The organism is Acinetobacter terrestris (genome assembly GCF_004331155.1).
GTDB lineage: Bacteria > Pseudomonadota > Gammaproteobacteria > Pseudomonadales > Moraxellaceae > Acinetobacter > Acinetobacter terrestris.
In genome coordinates this window covers 203,559-223,259 of sequence record NZ_SJNZ01000002.1, presented here as the reverse complement: position 1 = coordinate 223,259, position 19,701 = coordinate 203,559, and the positions used below count along the sequence as shown (strand labels likewise).

11 protein-coding genes are annotated in these 19,701 nt (G+C 43.6%); 6 read left to right on the top strand and 5 right to left on the bottom strand.

The window, feature by feature from the left end; genetic code table 11:
- Positions 1–297: 297 nt before the first annotated feature.
- From E0H81_RS02300 to E0H81_RS02285, 4 genes are all read right to left on the bottom strand, one after another.
- Positions 298–1,917: an ABC1 kinase family protein gene (locus tag E0H81_RS02300; protein ID WP_131316200.1), complete on the bottom strand. Its 1,620-nt coding sequence runs from the start codon at positions 1,915–1,917 to the stop codon at positions 298–300.
- 12 nt (positions 1,918–1,929) lie between these two features.
- Positions 1,930–2,592: a ubiquinone biosynthesis accessory factor UbiJ gene (locus E0H81_RS02295; protein ID WP_131316198.1), complete on the bottom strand. Its 663-nt coding sequence runs from the start codon at positions 2,590–2,592 to the stop codon at positions 1,930–1,932.
- Between the two features lie 11 nt (positions 2,593–2,603).
- Positions 2,604–3,548 (bottom strand): bifunctional demethylmenaquinone methyltransferase/2-methoxy-6-polyprenyl-1,4-benzoquinol methylase UbiE, encoded by a 945-nt coding sequence (ubiE, locus tag E0H81_RS02290; protein ID WP_131316196.1) that lies wholly within the window; start codon positions 3,546–3,548, stop codon positions 2,604–2,606.
- A 168-nt stretch (positions 3,549–3,716) separates the two neighbouring features.
- On the bottom strand, positions 3,717–4,418 hold the full coding sequence (locus E0H81_RS02285; protein ID WP_131316209.1) for a DUF8198 family protein: 702 nt from the start codon (positions 4,416–4,418) through the stop codon (positions 3,717–3,719).
- 207 nt (positions 4,419–4,625) lie between these two features.
- Between E0H81_RS02285 and pap the strand changes: the two genes are divergently transcribed.
- Positions 4,626–6,044, top strand: a complete 1,419-nt coding sequence (pap, locus tag E0H81_RS02280) for a polyphosphate:AMP phosphotransferase (RefSeq protein ID WP_131316194.1) — start codon at positions 4,626–4,628, stop codon at positions 6,042–6,044.
- Positions 6,045–6,111: 67 nt separating this feature from the next.
- Here pap and E0H81_RS02275 read toward each other — a convergent pair whose 3' ends face one another.
- Positions 6,112–6,618 (bottom strand): hypothetical protein, encoded by a 507-nt coding sequence (locus E0H81_RS02275; protein WP_131267918.1) that lies wholly within the window; start codon positions 6,616–6,618, stop codon positions 6,112–6,114.
- Between the two features lie 184 nt (positions 6,619–6,802).
- Between E0H81_RS02275 and E0H81_RS02270 the strand changes: the two genes are divergently transcribed.
- The 5 genes from E0H81_RS02270 (at position 6,803) to pnp (ending at position 19,645) form a co-directional block, all read left to right on the top strand.
- Complete coding sequence (locus tag E0H81_RS02270; RefSeq protein WP_131316192.1) at positions 6,803–10,495, top strand: exodeoxyribonuclease V subunit gamma; 3,693 nt, start codon at positions 6,803–6,805, stop codon at positions 10,493–10,495.
- Between the two features lie 3 nt (positions 10,496–10,498).
- Complete coding sequence (locus tag E0H81_RS02265; protein WP_131316190.1) at positions 10,499–14,209, top strand: UvrD-helicase domain-containing protein; 3,711 nt, start codon at positions 10,499–10,501, stop codon at positions 14,207–14,209.
- 63 nt (positions 14,210–14,272) lie between these two features.
- On the top strand, positions 14,273–16,048 hold the full coding sequence (recD, locus tag E0H81_RS02260; protein WP_171458556.1) for an exodeoxyribonuclease V subunit alpha: 1,776 nt from the start codon (positions 14,273–14,275) through the stop codon (positions 16,046–16,048).
- A gap of 975 nt (positions 16,049–17,023) precedes the next feature.
- Positions 17,024–17,293, top strand: a complete 270-nt coding sequence (rpsO, locus tag E0H81_RS02255) for a 30S ribosomal protein S15 (RefSeq protein WP_067722305.1) — start codon at positions 17,024–17,026, stop codon at positions 17,291–17,293.
- A 264-nt stretch (positions 17,294–17,557) separates the two neighbouring features.
- Positions 17,558–19,645: a polyribonucleotide nucleotidyltransferase gene (pnp, locus tag E0H81_RS02250; protein WP_171458560.1), complete on the top strand. Its 2,088-nt coding sequence runs from the start codon at positions 17,558–17,560 to the stop codon at positions 19,643–19,645.
- The last annotated feature ends 56 nt before the right edge of the window (positions 19,646–19,701 follow it).

The window sequence follows — 19,701 nt, the reverse complement described above, 5'->3', positions numbered from 1 at the left end:
GCATTGTTTGAGAAATTTCCAATAAGTTGCTTCAAATTTAAGAAAGAAATCATCAATGATGCAGAATAATTCGGTACTATTGAACATGAGGACTAGAGTTGTGAGTTTGGTGTGGTAACTCAACTGATGGCTCTAGTCTTCTTATTTTTCAAGTCAATTTCTTATCCGCGATTCAGGTTACTGTAAATAATTTGAATAATATCCATATACTAAAATAAAAGGCTATTTCGATCCTTGTATCGAAGTAGCCTTAAATAAGAATATATTTAATTTTAAAAGAGTTAATCTAAATTACCTTTATTTGAACACTCTCCAAACAGCAAGCAAACTTGAGAATGCAATCAGAAGAATTGAGACATACCAGGGTGCAATAATTGCGATGGATAAGAAAATTGCCATCAGGCTGCCGAAAATCCAGCTGCGTTTTTGCTGGTTTTCCATTTGCAAACGCATGCTTTGCAGTTCATGCAACTGCTTGGAATGCCAAGCCGATTGATTTTTTAGACCATTTAAACTGTCGATCATCAAACTTGGTAAATCCTGTGCACCTAGAAGAAGATCCGGAATTTTTTGTCCCAATTCCTTCAGGTTTTTCTGCGGATTCATTTGCGCTTTAATCCAATCGGTGAGGATTGGTTTGGCTAGTTTCCAAATGTCCAATTCGGGATAGAGGTCTGTTCCTAAACCTTCGACATGTACCAGTGTTTTCAGCAACAGCATTAACTGTGGTGGAATTTCCAGATGGAAACGACGGGCAATATCCATCACTTGAATCAGAATGCCGGCAAAATCCAGCTCATGCATCGGTTTTGATACCATGGGCCCCACAGTACGACGCATTTCACGTGCTAAAGCATCCTGGTCTGTACCCGGTGGAATCCAGCCAGCTTGATGCACCACCAGAATAAGCTGCATAAAGTCACTGTTCATCACCGCCAGTAACATTCGTGCCACAGTCATTTGATCATGTTTAGACAGCTCGCCCATAATCGCGCAATCCAGCGCAATAAAGCGTGGATTGGCTGGATTAATGGTTTCGACAAACACATTACCCGGATGCATGTCGGCATGGAAAAAATTGTCACGGAATACTTGGGTAAAGAAAATGGTTAAGCCTTTCTCTGCCAAGTCCGCACGATTCATGCCCATGCGATCAAAAGTCGCGATGTCTGAAATCGGTACACCTGTGATGCGTTCAGCCACCATCACATCTTTGCTGTCCATATACACTTCCGGCACATACATCATGCTTGAGCCAGTAAAGTAATGGCGCATACGACGGGTGTTGTCCGCTTCTAAAGTCAGATCTAGTTCATTCAAAATAATTTGACGATAGTCCTGAATAATTTCAGAAAGATGTAATGCACGTGCCGCTTCCAGACGTTTTTCTAAAGCCGCACCTAACCAGTCGAGAATCTCAAAATCTTGTAAAATTTGCTGACGAATATTGGGGCGGGTGACTTTCACCACTACTTCACGGCCATCATGCAAGGCCGCAGTATGCACCTGAGCAATGGAAGCCGCAGCAAGCGGTTGTGTGTCGAAACGGGCAAACAGGGTGTTTACATCGGCTTTCAATGATTCCTGAATACGCATTTTGGCAACATTGTTGTCAAAAGGTTTAACTTGATCTTGTAGCAGGACCAGTTGTTGTAAAACTTCTGGTGGAATTAGGTCGCGGCGGGTCGAGAGTAATTGTCCAAGCTTGATCGCTAACGGTCCCATATCCTCTAAAGCTTCTTTCAGCTTCAGTGGGTTTTTACGTTCACGGCTGGACCATGCAGCAGGGTGCATGCGAATCAGGCTTAAAATATGACGGGATTTTTCAGGTAATTCTTCCGCAGGAAACAACGTGTCGAGTCTATAGTGCGCGGCGATGCGCCAAAGTTCAAGTAAACGTGAAACGTGCGGAATCATAAATGCGTGTGCCTAATCTTGAGTTGAATCAATCTGTGTCTGAAGCTGCTGAATTTTAGCTTCAGCACGATCTAAATTTTGATTAAAAATTCGAGTGTCATGGTTTAAATCATCCATTTGCCAGCGTGGGGCAAACAGACCTGTATCTTCTTTTAATGCATCTTCAGCAAAGAATGCATAGCTTTCAAACGTGCGTTTTAAATGTTTCGGTGCAAGTTGAATCTTACCCAGTTCATGTGCCAGACTCGGACCAATCCACGGACTTAAATGTGCAGCCAAATCGGGTTCAGCCTGTTGCATGATGTGCTGAATATCCTGCAACAGGTGATAGTCACCTTGAAGGGGAATATTGCCGACATCATCCGCCAGTAACAGCTTCAAAAGCTCGACCACATTTTTAACCTGCAAAGTCGCGGTTGCTTCAGAAATCTGTTCATTTTTATCGAATGGACGTTGTTCGAAGATGGATGGTGTCTCACTTTGACCAGTGATAGTGGGTTCTAAGCGAACTTTGTTCTGGTCAAAGAATACATCGACAGACAGTTGCGGTGACTCAATCACCACCCGCAACATTTTGCCTTGCAGCTCATTCAATTGGATGCGGGTGATCGCATCCAGATCAATGACATGATGAATTAATCGTTCAACTGCACCAAGTGCCAGAATCGACCACATAGCGTAAAACCTTAAAGTTTAAAGCCGCGGTGAACCGCCACAATACCACCGGTTAAGTTGTGGTAATCACAGTTCTGGAAGCCCGCATTTTCCATCATACCTTTAAGGGTACGCTGGTCTGGGTGCATACGGATGGATTCGGCCAGGTATTTATAACTTTCTGAATCATTGGCAATGATTTTGCCCATGATTGGTAAAGCAGTAAATGAATACAGGTCATACAGTTTAGAGAATGGCTCAAACACAGGTTTAGAGAATTCAAGCACCAACAAGCGGCCACCTGGCTTAAGTACGCGGTACATCGCAGCGAGAGCAGCATCTTTATCGGTCACGTTACGTAAACCGAAGCTGATGGTCAGCAGGTCAAAACTGTTGTCTGCAAATGGCTCTAAAGTTTCAGCATTGGCTAAAACGAAATCGACATTGGTGCAGCCGGCATCGATTAAACGGTCACGACCGACATTGAGCATCGATTCGTTAATGTCTGATAATACGACATGACCGGTAGGGCCGACTTCACGACTGAAGACTTTAGCCAGGTCACCTGTACCGCCTGCAATATCCAGTACATGCTGACCACGACGTACGCCAGACATGTTAATGGCAAAGCGTTTCCATAAACGGTGAATACCAAATGACATCAAGTCATTCATGATGTCGTATTTACTCGCGACAGAGTGGAACACTTCAGCGACTTTTTGTGCTTTGTCTTGGCTATTTACCGTTTGAAAACCAAAGTGTGTGGTTTCGCCCACATTGCCTGTGTTTGCACCACGTGGCAGATTGTATTTAGGTACTGAACCGGTGACAGGCGTATCGGTCAACTGTTGTTGTAAGCTGCGTTGCTGACCTTGTGCTGTGCCTTGCGGTAAGGGTTCAGTTAAGAATGGACTCACTTTGTCTGTATTTTGTGCCGACTCGGCTGTAGAGGCAGGCGTTTGATTTTCATTAGACATAGAGTCACTCCTAACATAAAAATAGGGTTAATGTTGCAGTGCTTGCATGATGACAGATTCTAAGACGTTGTACAGTAATCCGCATGCAATTGTTATGAATAATATACAGAAATCTGTCCTGTATTTTTATTCGCGGCTCATTATTATTTCCATCACAGCATGAAGTTATTAAAAGGGATTGGGATCACCGGCATGAACTTTATGAATGATTTGACGTTCAACCGCAGTAAAATCTTTGACAAACTTCTCTGCCGACTTTAACGGTTTCATCGCTAAAAAGCCATCCTGCATAAACTCATACATCACCTGAAAATTGTATTTATGGGCTGCGCCTTTACACATTTTAAATGCCGTGTAGACCATAAATGAGCGCATATATTTATCTAAACTGAAGCCGAGTTGATCCAGCAAATCCAGTTGTTTTACGCGTCGTTGCACTTGATCCAATTTAAGATACGTGAGACGCATCATCTCATCGTTTAAAGTTTCATAGGGATGGTAATCCTCAAGCAGTTGCATCGCCACTTGTTCATCCAGTTGCACCGCCAAAATTGCCAGTTCCACCCCAGAGGTACCGGTTTTAATGGCATTTTCCGGAATCAACTTTTCTGCTTTATGGGCATATTTGCTTAAACGCGCAATTTGCCCTGCTAAAGCGTCAAAATCCGGACCGCCATACAGTCGATTCAGAAAATATTCAGACATTAAAATATTCTGTTTTTCTGCAAACTGTTGCACATGCGTGTTTTGCATGCGCTGTTTTTGCCAGGCTTGCACATCTTGAAGACGTTGGAAAATTTCAGGATTTTGATGATATTTCAATTGATAGTACAACTCTAACAAGTCATCCAGTGCAGCCAGTTTCGACATCATGCGTCTCTATTATTTTTCAGATGGGTAAATCTTAGAGGGAGATGGACCAAGCCGCTATGACAAAGTGATGAAAAAATGACTTTAAATAGGTCAGTTTGATCTGGAAATAAACAATTTTAAGCAACATAAACTGCACATCTTGCTCTGTTGTGCGGTTTTGAGCTTCGCTATACTAAAATCAAGAACAATAGCTTTGAGAATAATATGCCTTCAGAAAAAAGAGAAATGCAGCTGCTGGATGAAAATGAACTCTCCTTGAATCTGATTGAAGCGCAATATTTTTTAAAAAATACCCGTGATCAGAACAATGCTAAAAGCGTGCTAGTTTTAGTCAATGGAATCGAGCTGGCGGGAAAAGGCGAGTCAGTCAAGCAACTGCGTGAATGGGTCGATCCACGTTATTTGCGAGTCAAGGCAGATCCACCGATGATGCTGGATCAGAAACAAACTTTTTGGCAGCCTTATGCATCCTCCATTCCTGCTGAAGGGCAGATCATGGTGATGTTTGGCAATTGGTACAGCGATTTGCTGGTCACCGCCTTGCATGTGTCCAAGCCCCTCACTGAAACAGTGTTTGATGCCTACATTCAAGATATGCGTGCTTTTGAACAGGATTTAAAAAACAATCATGTCGACGTGGTTAAAGTCTGGTTTGACCTGTCATGGAAATCCTTGCAAAAACGGCTGGACAATATGGGCCCAAGTGAAGTGCACTGGCATAAATTGCATGGTCTGGATTGGCGCAATAAAAAACAATATGACAATGTGCAAAAACTGCGTCAGCGCTTCACCGATGACTGGACGGTGATTGAATGTGAAGATGAAAAAGCGCGCGATCAACAATTTGCACAAACCATTCTGGCTGCCTTGGAACATTGTCCAGAGCATTTAAGTCAAAGCAAAGAAAAGTGGAAACAGGCCGTTATTCCAGAGGCTTTATTGCATCCAAAAAATCAGCTGGCAAGTAATGAAGACTATAAAAAAGAGTTAAAAAAACTGTCGCTGAAAGTGGCCGAAGCGCTGCGCCTGGATGATCGTGAAGCCATTATTGTCTTTGAAGGCATGGATGCGGCAGGTAAAGGTGGAGCGATAAAACGCATTGTCAAAAATCTCGATCCACGTGAATATGATATTCACACCATTGCCGCGCCTGAAAAATATGAATTGCGTCACCCGTATTTGTGGCGTTTCTGGAACAAATTACAGACTGATGAGGATATTACGATTTTTGACCGCTCCTGGTATGGGCGGGTATTGGTCGAACGCGTAGAAGGCTTTGCCAATCAGGTCGAGTGGCAACGTGCTTATGATGAAATTAACCGATTTGAAAAAGATTTAGTCAACACTCAAACGGTGGTGATTAAATTGTGGCTGGCGATTAGCAAAGATGAACAAGCAGCGCGCTTTAAGGCACGTGAAGATACTCCACATAAACGCTTTAAAATTACTGATGATGATTGGCGTAACCGTGAAAAATGGAATGAATACTTAAATGCCGCGGCCGATATGTTTGAAAGAACCAGTACAGCCTATGCACCTTGGTATATTATTGCCAATAATGATAAAAATACGGCGCGTCTAGAAGTGTTGCGTGCCATTTTAAAACAGCTGAGTGCAGAATAAGCCCTCAGCTTAGAGATTGTTTTTGATTATAAGCTGCCTTGATTATGCAACATTTCGCACAGCGGCTTTAATTCACCAGATGTGCTTTTTGTTTTTGTTGAATACCTTTGGCAATTTTGTAACATTCTTCTACATGCGCTTCGGCGACTTTTTTCATCACAAAATAACCTAAACTTGCCGCAATAAGTTGTCCGCCTAAAGGAATAAATTTAGTCACCTGTTTGGTGATGACCTTGGCTGCCACATTGTTGAGGGATTTTTTGACCGCGGTACGGGCAACCACCAAACCAGAAAATTCCACCCCGCGTTTACGCAGTTCATTCCACTGGACCTGTTTGGTTTTTGGGTCATAGACACTGATTTGTTCAGGCGCTAAACCAAAACGTGCATTCACTTCTGGAATCAGTTGTGACAAAATCCCAACGTCGATGACAACGTCCAGAAATGGAACAGGCACGACGGCAGCACCTGCAGAAAAATAAGCACGTTTTTTGACAAGTTCTAAGCATTCTGCACGAATGGCATCCAAATTTAATGCGGGGTCTATTGAGTCTGGAATTTTATCTATTTTCATAATGTAAATACCTTGAACTTGGTGTTGGTTTTTTCTATTCAATCATTATTAAGGTACGAATTTCAAAGCATTTTTGAGTCGAACCGAAATCTAAAAGTGACATAGACAGACGCAGATGTATAGTAAATAATCTTTATGATTTTGTAGGCATTTCATTTTTGAAAAATAAAGGGGTAGGTAATTCATGGCCATTCATGTGATTCAAAGTCAGCGTATTGATGTACTTGTACATGCGATGCTGACGACGGTGAATGTGCCTGCGACAACTCCTTTTCAGGTCCTGCAAACCCAGCATTTTATTGTGCCCTCGCATGCGATGGAAGCATGGCTGACTCAAAAACTGGCAGAACAAAAAGGTATCAGTGCCAATACCCAGTTCCATCACCGTATTCGTGGTTTTCAATGGTCAGCCTATCAATGGGTACTGGTCGAGCAAAAAGAACAAGTCCGTAAGGCCAATATCCCGCGCATTATTATTAAGTGGCGCGTATTTCAGGCGCTAAAAAGCTTTATTCAGTCCGAACAAAATCCTTTAGCGCTCGATCACCCTTTACATTCTATTGTGCAGCGGATTTATGACAGTGCCGACCGTCTGGAACAAGGCATAGAGAAACAGCTAAAAAAGCAGGGCATGTTGTATTGGGTAGCGGAACAGGTATCACGCCTGTTTAGCCACTACATGGAATATCGCGGGCATTGCCAGAAAAACTGTCCAGCTAATATGTGCAATTGCCAGACCAACTGGTTACAGGCTTGGGGACAAAATAAAGAACTTGCCATTGAAGATATGTTCTTTAAAACCAATACTGAAATTTCTGAATTTACCCTGAATCAGGCACGCGAACTGGAAGCGTGGCAGCGCTGGTTGTGGCAGGAAGTGTTTCATCAAGACTTTGAACAAATGCTCAGTATTGATGCCATGTTCTGGGAAATTCTGAATAATCCGGAAACCCGTAAAGCAGCTTTAAAAAAACTGCCGCGACAATTGGTAATTTTTACCTTGCTCGATTTGCCGCCGATGCAACTGGAGTTTTTACGCCGTTTGGGGCAGTACATTGATATCTATATTTTGCATTACAACCCCTCACAGGAATATTGGGCAGACAGCGTCGATCCGAACTGGAAAGCGCGTTACGACGTGCGGGTCAAAGAACGTTTTATTGCCAGAAACCCGAAAGCCAGTGATGCCGATATTGAAAAGTTCTTTCAGGAATTTACCTTAAATTTTAATGCCGAACAGCGTGAGTCACGCCATCCCTTACTGACCCGTTTTGGTAAACAAGCACGTGATCATTTTTCTTTGTTGTCCAACTTGTCTTCAGGCGAAGATGGGGTCTGGGCAGATGCCTTTGTGGATGAATATAAAGATAACCTGCTCGGTAAAATTCAGTCGGATGTTTTGTATCTGGTCGAGCCTGAAAAGCATCAATATGCTTTGGATGAACAGGATGATTCAATTCAGATTCATGTCTGTCATTCCAGTTTGCGCCAGCTGGAAGTTTTAAAGGAACAACTGATTCACTGGCTGGCACAAGGCACAAAAGATGCGCCACGCAGGCCAAGTGACATCTTGGTTTTAAGCCCAAGTCTGAGTGAACTTGAACCTTTAATTCGCAGTGTATTTGCGCCACCACCGAGTGAACGTGATCTGATTCAGCAAAAAGCGGGCAGCAGTCATCAACTGTCAAAAGACAGTGTGTATTTGCCGATTAAAATTGCCGGCGTGACCCAGCTCGATGCGCTGAACGCCTGGAAAGCTGTGCTGGGACGAATTGAGCTGATTCAAAGGCGTTTTAGCATTGAAGATTTTGCTGACTGGCTCAGTCTAAGTGCCACCCAGCAACTCTACGGTTTAGAAGTCAATTCGATTGAACGGATGACGCAGTTGCTGATTGATGCCGGTTTTAAACGTGGACTGGATGCCCAACATTTAAAACGCAGCCTGTGTGAGGGCGATGAAGACTACCGTTTTAGTTTTAAATTTGCGCTTGACCGTCTGGCTTTGGGCATTGCCATTCCCGAACATACCCTGTTTCAAGGCACGCTGAGTTTTGCCAAAGTATTGCCCAGCGATTTTGAATTGATTGCCAAGCTGATTCAGATTTATCAGGATTTTGATGCACGCCGTGACTGGATGATTGCGCATGAGCAAGGTCAAACTGTGCCTGTGGAGCAGTGGCTAAAACGCCTGATGCAGGACATTGCCGAGTTTGAAGAGGCGGGTGTTGAATCCTTAACCGCGGTTTATAAAATTATTAAAAAACAGGAACGGATGCTGACACTGGCCAGTTTCTATGATGAACATGATCATCATGCACTGCGCAGTTTAAGTTTACCGTTGCCATATTTGCTGGCGGAAATTAATACCACCTTGGAAGCACAGCTGGATCATGCCGAACCGACCGGGCAAATTACCTTTAGCCAGATTGGGCAGATCCGTCCTGTGCCGTATAAATTGATTGTGATGCTCGGACTCGATAGCGGCAAGTTTCCGAATCGTACCCAGCATTTACCTTTCGATTTGATGGATTTACTGAAACCGCAGTTGGGTGATCGTTCACGCCTGGAAGATGATCAGGGGGCATTTTTAGATAATCTGCTGTTGGCGCAGGATAACCTGTGGCTGTTTTATAACGGCTTTGATATCAGTGATGGTGAAATGCGTGATCCATCAACCGTGCTACAGGAATTGATTCAGCATCTGGCCTTTATTGTGCAGAGTAAACAGCCCGATACAGAAGCGGATGCAACCGTGGAGATCAATGGCGTGGAAGTGCCTGAACAACTGCAGTCGCTTTATCATGTGCATCCTTTATTGCCTTTCGACCCTGTGGGATTTGAAACTGATCGACCGGTGCGTTATCAGGATCAATGGTTCTGCGTGGCCGGGCAGCTTCGACATGCTACCGGACAGCGCTCGTCTTGGGTGAATACGCCGTATCAAAACCTGCAGCTAGATGTTCAGATACTGGACAGCCATCAATGGATTCAGGATGTGACTTTCCCGGCACGCCTATATTTAAAAACCTTAGGCGTGGAAAACTTGCGTCCTGAAGATTTACCCGCGGTACAGGAACCCTTGTTACTCGATGGCTTGGGACGTTATGCCGTGCGCCAGTTCTTGCAAAAGCAGGAGGGTGCCGCACAGCCTGAATTATTGATGGATCAATTGCCGATTGGCAAACTGCAGCAAAGCAGCTGGCAGATGAGTGTGGTGGAGCAAGAACGCTTAAAAGCGCGATTGCTAAAATATGCCACTGAAGTGACCCCGACTACGCAGCAGGTTTGGAAGGTCAATGATCATGTTTATATGAACATTAATCTGCCTAAAAATAGCGCGGAAAAATGGGTCAGCCTGGAAGCATCGAGTGCACGTGCCAAGCGTCGCGCCAAAGTCTGGCTGGAATATCTGCTCTGGCTGGCTTATCTGAATATGGGTGAGGGTGGCGAAAAATTGACACGGATTGTGGTGTTCAGTGACCGGACTATTTTATGCCATGGTGTGACCTCCAATAAAGCGCGCGAGTGGCTAGACCATTGGCTGGCGGCCTGGAAATACGGGCAAAGCCAACCGCTGGTTTTACCTGCGGCATTGCTGCTGAAAATTGCTGAAAAGGACAAAGAGCATGACTGGCAAGCCAATGAACAGAACCAGATGTGCATTGATGATATGGATGTGATCTATAAAGACTGGCATGAAGATGGCAAGTTCACGGGTTTTTCGGTTGCCGATAATGAAGCCACTAAAATGCACCGGGACTGGCAGTTTATATTACAGGAACAGGATGCCACCGCTTTATTAGAAGATGCCTGCGCGCAATTCTCTTATCGTCTTTATCAGCCGGTATTTATGCATCAACAAGTGATTGAGGAATAATAAATGAATCATCCTCAAAGCTTAAGAAAGATATCCTTTAACCCGATTGCGGATATGCAGTTCAAAGGTTTGCACTGGATTGAGGCTTCGGCCGGCACAGGTAAAACCTTTACCCTGTCGAGTCTAATGGTACGGATATTCCTGAATCAGTATCTGCCGAATCAGGTGATTGCGACGACGTTTACCCGTGCCGCTGCAGCAGAACTGAAAAACCGGATTCGGCTGCGTCTGGTTGAAACTTTACGTTATTTTGAAAGTTGCCAAACCCTGACCGAGGCTGATATTCAGGCCAAAATTGCGGCTGAAACCGATCCCTTATTTCAAAAAGTGCTGACTGATTATGCAACGCGCGTGGATTTTGCCCGTGAACGTTTAAAGCTGGTAATTGATCAGCTGGATGAACTGTTTGTCGGTACCTTGGACAGTTTCAGTCAGAAATTATTGCGCGAGTTTTCATTTGAAAGCGGCAAGATTGAACGCGCTGATATTACCGATGATGCCAAGAGTTATACCCATCAGCTGATTCATGATGTCTTGCGTGAATGGATTCAGTTGCAACCGCAAAATGTGGTCAATTATCTGCTGCTCAATCAAAAGTTAAAATCACAGGATGCCTATGTTCCTGTAGTGGAAAATACCCTGAATTTTGCCTCGGCACAGTTTCAGGAAGTGACTGCGCCAGAACTGGATTTAAACCAGTTTGAACAGCTGGTGGATAACTTTATTCAGCTGGATTTAAGCCTGATTCCAACCCTGAGCGAATATTATTTGGCAGATGGCCAATATCATTCGGTGATTGCTAAAAAATGGCGCACCGATGGCTTGATGCAACGCACGCTATGTGATGATTTGCCGGCTTTTATTCAGGCTTTGGCTGAACAGCACAGCTATGCTTTATTTGCACCGCATTTTGAAAAGACCTTAAAAAATCTGACCGATCTGGCGACGAAAAAAGTCCTGAATAAATGTGCTGAAGACGTACTGAACCAGTTCGAGCAGCATGTGGTGATTCAATCGCTGAAAAGTTTCTGTGAGGCTCTATCCAAACTCAGCATGGATCTGGATTTACTGGATGCTTATTTAAAATTTTATTTAAGCCGTGAAGTGAAAAAACGCTTGCCGCAAGTGCTGCAGCAGAAAAGTGAAACCACCTTTGCCCAGCAGATTAGAACTTTGTCGGAAGCCTTGCAAGGCGAGCAAGGACTGCGTTTTGCCAAGTTTGTACAGGCTCATTATCCCTTGATTTTAGTGGATGAATTTCAGGATACCAATCAGGACCAAGATGATATGCTGGCGCGAATCTGGCGGGATCAGAAGCGCTATATGCAAGGCTGCATGATCATGGTCGGTGACCCGAAACAGGCGATTTACGGCTTCCGTGGTGGCGACATGCTGACTTATAACAAGGCCCGTGCCGATGTACTTTCCAAACAAGGTCAGGAATACAGTTTGCGACACAATCATCGTTCTGTTAAAGCGTTGGTGGAAGTTGTGGATGCTTTATTTCAGCGCCAGATGGATTTTGGTGAAGAAGTCTTTTACAGTCCGGTTGAGGCAGGTGCTCGTGCGCATCCTCCGCTTATTGATGCGCAGGGTGAGAATCACCAACCCTTACGCTGGTTGCAATTAAGTGATAAAAAAGCCGAACCGATTCAGGTGGCGTGGAAAATTCGCGATTTACTCAATCAGGGCATTGAAGAAAAACTCTATCTGGCCGAAAAAACTGGACCGAGATATCTGATCGAAAATGACATCGCGATTTTATCGAAAAACCATGATGGTCTGGATAAAGTCCAATATGAATTAGAGCGTTTAGGCATTCGGGTTAATCGCCCCTCCAAGCGTAGCGTATTTGATCATCAGGTCGCAAAAGATGTCGGGGCGATGCTGACTGCGATCATGCATCCCTATGATGAAGGCAAAATTAAACGGGCTTTACTCAGCCGATTACTGGGTTTTAATTTACAGCAACTGATGCAACTTGAAGCCCAGGCAGATGGTTTGAGCCAGTTCATTTATGACTTTGACTGCATTCGAGAAATGTGGCTGGAAAAGGGCTTTTTAACGGCATGGCAGTATTGTCTGAATTTATTTCAGGTCTGGAAAAATCTGGTCGCAACGCAAAGCAGGGATAATGAGCGCACAGTAGTGAATTTGCGCCATCTGACTGAATTACTCAGTCAGCACAGTGAGCAATATCAAGGCGCACAAAAGCTCTATCACTGGTATTTGAAGCAACTGCAATCTCCAGCAGAACGGGAGTGGGAACTTGAACGCAAACTGTCGAATGAGGCAGGAGTGCAATTGATGACCATTCATCAGTCCAAAGGACTGGAGTTTAAAATTGTCTTTTTATTGGGTGCTGATAAAGACTTCAAGGAAATGAACAAAACCCTGAATTTTTCCACCGTAGATCATGTGCATCCGGTGACAGGTAAAGTTGAAGTGCAGCGTGTGGTGGCGGTGAATGACAAGAACTTGCTGCCACAAGATGCAATTGATCAGCACAATGCCCGTGCAATCGCAGAGCAACATCGGCTTTGGTATGTGGCATTGACCCGAGCCAGTCATCGGGTCTATGCCATGCTGCAGGATCAGGACGGCAAATCAAATCATGCTTTAGCTTTTTGGCGTGGACAAGCTCCTGAAATTTTCACCCATATTGCCAGTACAGAAGAATCTTTGCTGACTGAAAAGCCGATCAGGCTGCAGGCCAAACAACAGCAAGAAGCTTTACCTTTACAGGCATTAGAATTTCCTAAGCAGCGGTTTTATCCACGGTCCAAAACCAGTTTCAGTGCATTGGCACAGCATTTAACGCGTAAACAAGTGATGGATGCCTTGGCAGTCAATACCGAACAGCTGCTGAGTGCTGCTGACGAAATCCATCTGTTTGAACCGATTGAAACTGTTTCAAACCAACCATTGTCATGGATCAAGCGTAATTTTCCGATGGGTACCGTTGCGGGAACCTTCCTGCATGAAATTTTTGAACATATCGATTTCAAGAATCAGCAGGACTGGCCATTGGAGATTCGCCGCCGTTTCAAAAATGACTACCCGAGTTTATGGTTGGAACTTTCAAGTAAATACGAGCAAGAGTTCCAGCAGCAGGATGAAGAACAGCTGATTGCCTGGATGGGTGAATGGTTGCAGCAGGTTTTAGTCACGCCTTTGCATCAGGATTTTCAGCTGAATCACCTGACTGAGCATGAACATCTGGCCGAGTTTCCATTTTATTTGTCTTTATCCGATCATGTCTTGGCGATTCAGCGTATTCATCAACTGTACGCAGAATATGGCATAGACATGCTGGATTTTAATCAGGCCAATTCTGCACGCTATTTAACCGGTTCAATCGATCTGGTTTATTTTGATGGTCAGCAATATCACATTGCCGATTATAAAAGTAACTTTTTAGGCACCGATCAATCGCATTATGTCGAAGCGGAAATCAGGCAGAGCATGTCGCAAGCCAGTTACTGGTTGCAGGCAGGCTTGTATCTGGTGGCGTTGCACCGTTATTTAAGTGTGCAAATGCAGGACTATGACATTGAGCAGCACTTGGGTGGGGCAAGTTATTTGTATCTGCGCGGCATGAATGGGCAAGCTGAACACGGTTTTTATCACTGGAAACCGGATGCCGAATTTGTCCTGCGTCTTGATGCTATTTTGGGCTACTTTGCTGAAGATAAAAGCAGCAAAATTTCCTAATTTGTAGAAATTAGTAGATTTTAAACAATAGATTAAGCTGTGGATAACTTTGAGGATAACTGTGTGGAAAATAAACAATATAAAGATGATCAAAGCGCTGCATGGATCAGCACTTGGAGTCAGTTTATTCGCCAGAAGCCCTTTAGTCATACATCACAGCAGGAAAATAGCAGCGACATTATCGAGCAAGTTCTAGGCGCGATTCAACAAGGCGACAGTTGTATTTCTGCAACCCAAGCGCAAGCCGATACCCTGCATGATTTAGTGGTTTCGGTCTCCAACATCCAGAAACAGATTGCTCCCTTTGTTTATGAAGACAACCGTTTGTATTTATATCGCTATTGGGCATTGGAACAGTCTTTGGCTCAGCAAGTGGTACGCTTAAAACAGCAAGAGATTGAAGCCGTCGATATTTCGGCTTATCCCGATTTGTTGACTGATGAACACCAAATTCAAGCCTTAAGTATGGTGGCGAAGCAAGCGCTGAACATTATTACCGGCGGACCGGGAACCGGGAAAACCTATACGCTGGCACGTATTATTGCCGTACTGAATCAGGCGATGCCGAATATCCGCATTGCCATGGCAGCACCGACCGGTAAAGCTGCTCAGCGGATGAAAGAGGCGCTGCAAAACTCGCTGAATGATGAAAAATTGCAAGACTTGGTCACTGATGATTTAAAACAACTCAATCCAATTACCATTCACCGTTTATTGGGGCTGGGAACGACTTATCAGCCACGCTTTCATGCCAAACAACCTTTGCCTTATGACGTGATTGTGGTCGATGAAGCCTCGATGCTGGATCTCAGTCTGGCCAATATGTTGTTGTCTGCGGTGCCTGATCATGCACGGTTAATTTTATTGGGCGATGCTGATCAACTGGCGGCAGTTGATGTCGGTTCGGTGCTGGCAGATTTGCAGCAAGTTCCCGCTTTAGCCGAGAATCGGGTGAATTTGCTCACCAGTCGCCGTTTTAAAGAGGGTGCTCTGATTGGGCAAATGGCGAAATTTATCCAAGCACAACCACCCAGTCAAAATGCTGCAGCGTTGTTAGAAAAGTTTGCCGAGCAAGTGGTGCGTTCAGGTGAAATCAAATCGGTATCTTTGCACCCAGAAATGGATGACCAAATTCAACTGGAATATCTGCCACAGCATATGTCCAAGCAATTTGATCGAAGCCCCTATTACGACAAGCTGATGCTGGGTTATCAGCATTATATTGAAGTCTTGAAAAGCTATTTAACGGTCGATGAACCTGAACTTTGGGTGCCACAAGTCGTCAAAGTTTTTGATGATTATCGAATTTTGACTCCCATTCGACATGGCGCTTTGGGCTTGACCCAGCTGAATTTGCAAGTCGAACAGCGCTTACTGGATGCTTTATCCCTACAGATGAACAAGCAAGGGGATTGGTATGTCGGTCGTCCCGTAATGATGACCTATAACGATTACCAGCTGGGTTTGTCGAATGGTGATATCGGGATCTGTTTTAAACGCAGTCGTGATGGGCAGTCTCAGTTTGAGGTTTATTTTCCCAGTCTGGAAAAATGGGTACCTGCGACCCGCTTACCGAAGAGCATTGAAACGGCATTTGTGCTGACGATTCATAAATCACAGGGTTCGGAATTTACCCATACTGCCGTGGTTTTGGATGAAATGGCACAGGATTTATTAAGTAAAGAATTACTGTATACCGCAATTACCCGTGCCAAAAAGGTGGTGAGTCTTTTGGCAGATCCAGATGCTTTAGTACAATCTTTAACCGTTAAAACCATGAGAAAAAGCGGGGTATTAGAGCAGGTTAATAATTTGCTGGGTTATTCCCGGAATTATTAACGATAAATAAATAATCTGTGCTTTTGTACGAAATGGCTTACATCGATTCGAGAAATTGGCGCATAGAGCTTTATGAATGTTTTTGAGATGATGGCTGCACATAAAAAGCTCAACACGGAAAGTTGGGTAAAATCGCCATAAAATATAATAATAATGTCGAAAGACAGCGAACTTACAGTGAAGTAAGGAAAAAGAGGAAACTTACAGCCGCTAAGCCTTGTAGTTTTGGGAGAGACTACAGGGCTTTTTTATATGCAAAACATTAGGCTTTTTCACAAAATGATTTGCTTAATCTGTCATGGATAATAACCAGACTCGGCAATTTATTTTAAAAAAGCTGTAATGTCAGGGTTTGTATTGAATAGATGTTAAATTATAAATTAGTTGTTGTATTTAAATAAATTTATTAAAAAAGTCACATTGAAATGGTACTGAAAAGCTAACTAATGTACGTAAAAGCTTACAAATAGATACGTAAAAGGCGACTTCTTTACATAAAGCTTTATGGCAAAATCAATCACACAGGGAAGATCAGTTACACAAGGATTGTTTATAATAATAACCACGAAAAAGCGAAAATTATTACTATAAATAAAATAATAATTATTAAAACATAAGAAACTACAGCGCAAAAAAGCCCAAGCCTAGCTTGGGCTTTTTTTTTATCCTGTACTGTTATGATGTATATAATAACTAAGCATGATTAAGATGATATTTATTGAAAATAACAAAAAACAAAGGATATGCGAGGCGTAATTTTATGACTGGATTGCTAAGTTAAATTTAAAGATAGAACAAGAAAAACTGTAATTGATCAGCGAATTGAAATAAAAAGATGAAAACATGTTTCTATTTTTGCAATCACCTGACTTTTCCCTTAAAATAGCGCACTTGCTGTAGTGATGCACGGCAGTCAATTGAGTGATCGATTGATTCCTATCATATGTAATTTTTTAAGCATCTCGGAGAAATCGAATGGCTTTAACAAACGCAGATCGCGCAGAGATCGTTGCTAAATATGCTCGCGCTGAAAACGACACTGGTTCACCTGAAGTACAAGTAGCTTTGTTGACTGCACAAATCAATGATTTGCAAGGTCACTTTAAAGAACACAAACACGACCACCATAGCCGTCGCGGTCTTATCCGTATGGTTAACCAACGTCGTAAGCTTCTTGACTACCTTAAAGGTAAAGATACTACTCGTTACAGCGCTTTGATCGCTGCTTTAGGTTTACGTCGTTAATTCGATTAAACTTATTTTTCGGACTATTGCATTTTGAATGCTGTCAGACTGAAAAAGAAAGTCTACCTGGCTCCAACCAGGTAAGGGGAAGGGGCGATTGTTTCGCTCCTTCTTTGTGTCTTAAATTAGTGTTTTGAAAATCTGGTGAGGTCGGCTTCTAAGCTTTGTCATTTATACTTACAGTTGAGTAATGTGAATGCCAAACCTTAGGGGTCTCCACTAGAATAGTTGTTCACAAGAACTAGGAAATATAAATACATGTCGATGTTTAATATTATTCGTAAAGAATTCCAATACGGTCAGCACCAGGTTGTACTTGAAACAGGTCGTGTTGCGCGTCAAGCAAACACGGTTGTCATTACTATGGGCGGCGTAACGGTATTGGTTGCAATCGTAGCTCAGCCTAAAGCAAAAGCAGGTCAGGACTTTTTCCCGCTGACTGTTAATTATCAAGAAAAACAATATGCTGCTGGTCGTATTCCAGGTGGTTATGGTAAACGTGAAGGCCGTCAGTCTGAAGCTGAAACTTTAATTTCACGTTTGATTGACCGTCCAATTCGTCCGTTGTTCCCAGAAGGTTTCTATAACGAAATCCAAGTAACAGCCACTGTAATTTCGTCTGACAAAACCATGGATGCTGATATTGCTGCAATGCTCGGTACTTCAGCTGCAATGTCAATTGCAGGTGTTCCATTCCGTGGTCCAATCGCGGGCGCGCGTGTTGGTCTAATCAACGGCGAATACATCCTTAACCCGAACCATGAACAATTGAAAGAATCTGATCTTGATCTTGTTGTGGCAGGTACTGAAGCTGCAGTGCTTATGGTTGAATCTGAAGCGAAAGAGCTTTCAGAAGACCAAATGCTAGGTGCTGTGCTTTTCGGTCATGACGAAATGCAAATCGCGATTCAAGCGATTAAAGAGTTTGCTGCAGCAGCAGGCGCGGTTGAATCAACTTGGGTTGCTCCAACCAAGAACGAAGAACTTCTTGGCAAACTTAAAGAAGCATTCGAAGCGAAAATCTCTGAAGCATACACAATTGCAGTTAAACAAGACCGTTATGCGGCGCTTGATGCACTTTATGCTGAAGCAGTTGCACAGTTCGTTCCAGAAAATGACGAAACGGGTATTGCTGACGAAGTGAACGAATTATTCGAAGACCTTAAATACCGTACCGTTCGTGACAACATCTTGTCTGGTAAACCGCGTATTGATGGTCGTGACACGAAAACTGTTCGTGGTCTAGATGTACAGGTTGGTGTTCTTGACCGTGCACACGGTTCAGCATTATTCACACGTGGTGAAACTCAGGCGTTGGTAACAACGACTTTGGGTAACACACGTGATGCATTGATGGTTGATACTTTGTCAGGGACTAAAACTGACAACTTCATGTTGCATTACAACTTCCCTGCATACTCTGTAGGTGAAACAGGTCGTGAATCTGGTCCTAAACGTCGTGAAATCGGTCATGGCCGTTTGGCGCGCCGTGGTGTTCAAGCCGTGCTTCCACCAGCTGACCGCTTCCCGTACGTAATCCGTATTGTATCTGACATCACTGAATCTAACGGTTCATCTTCAATGGCTTCTGTATGTGGTGCTTCATTATCACTTATGGATGCAGGTGTTCCATTGAAAGCGCCAGTTGCGGGTATCGCAATGGGTCTAGTGAAAGAAGGCGAACGTTTCGCAGTTCTTTCTGACATCTTGGGTGATGAAGATCACTTAGGTGACATGGACTTTAAAGTAGCCGGTTCTGCAAACGGTATTACTGCGCTTCAAATGGATATCAAGATTGAAGGTATCACTGAAGAAATCATGGAAGCTGCATTGAACCAGGCTTATGCGGGTCGTATGCACATCCTGAACGCCATGAACCAAGTGATTTCACGCGCTCGTCCTGAAATTTCTATGCATGCGCCTACATTCCAAGTGATCACCATCAACCCGGATAAAATCCGTGATGTGATCGGTAAAGGCGGCGCGACTATTCGTGCAATCACTGAAGAAACTAAAGCAGCGATTGATATCGAAGATAACGGTACAGTTCGCGTATTTGGTGAAACTAAAGCGGCTGCAGCTGCTGCGGTTGCTAAAATCCAGGCGCTTACTGCTGAAATCGAACCAGGTACAATTTACATGGGCAAAGTGATTCGTATTGTTGAATTCGGTGCGTTTGTAAACATTATGCCAGGTACTGACGGTTTACTTCATATTTCTCAAATTTCTAACGAACGTATTGCCAATGTTGCAGACGTATTGACAGAAGGTCAGGAAATTAAAGTACAAGTTGCTGATGTTGATAACCGTGGTCGTATCAAGTTAACAATGAAAGACATCGAACAAGTATAATTGTTTGAATATTCACATGAGTTAGCTCATGTGAATGCAAATTCATGAAAAGCCTT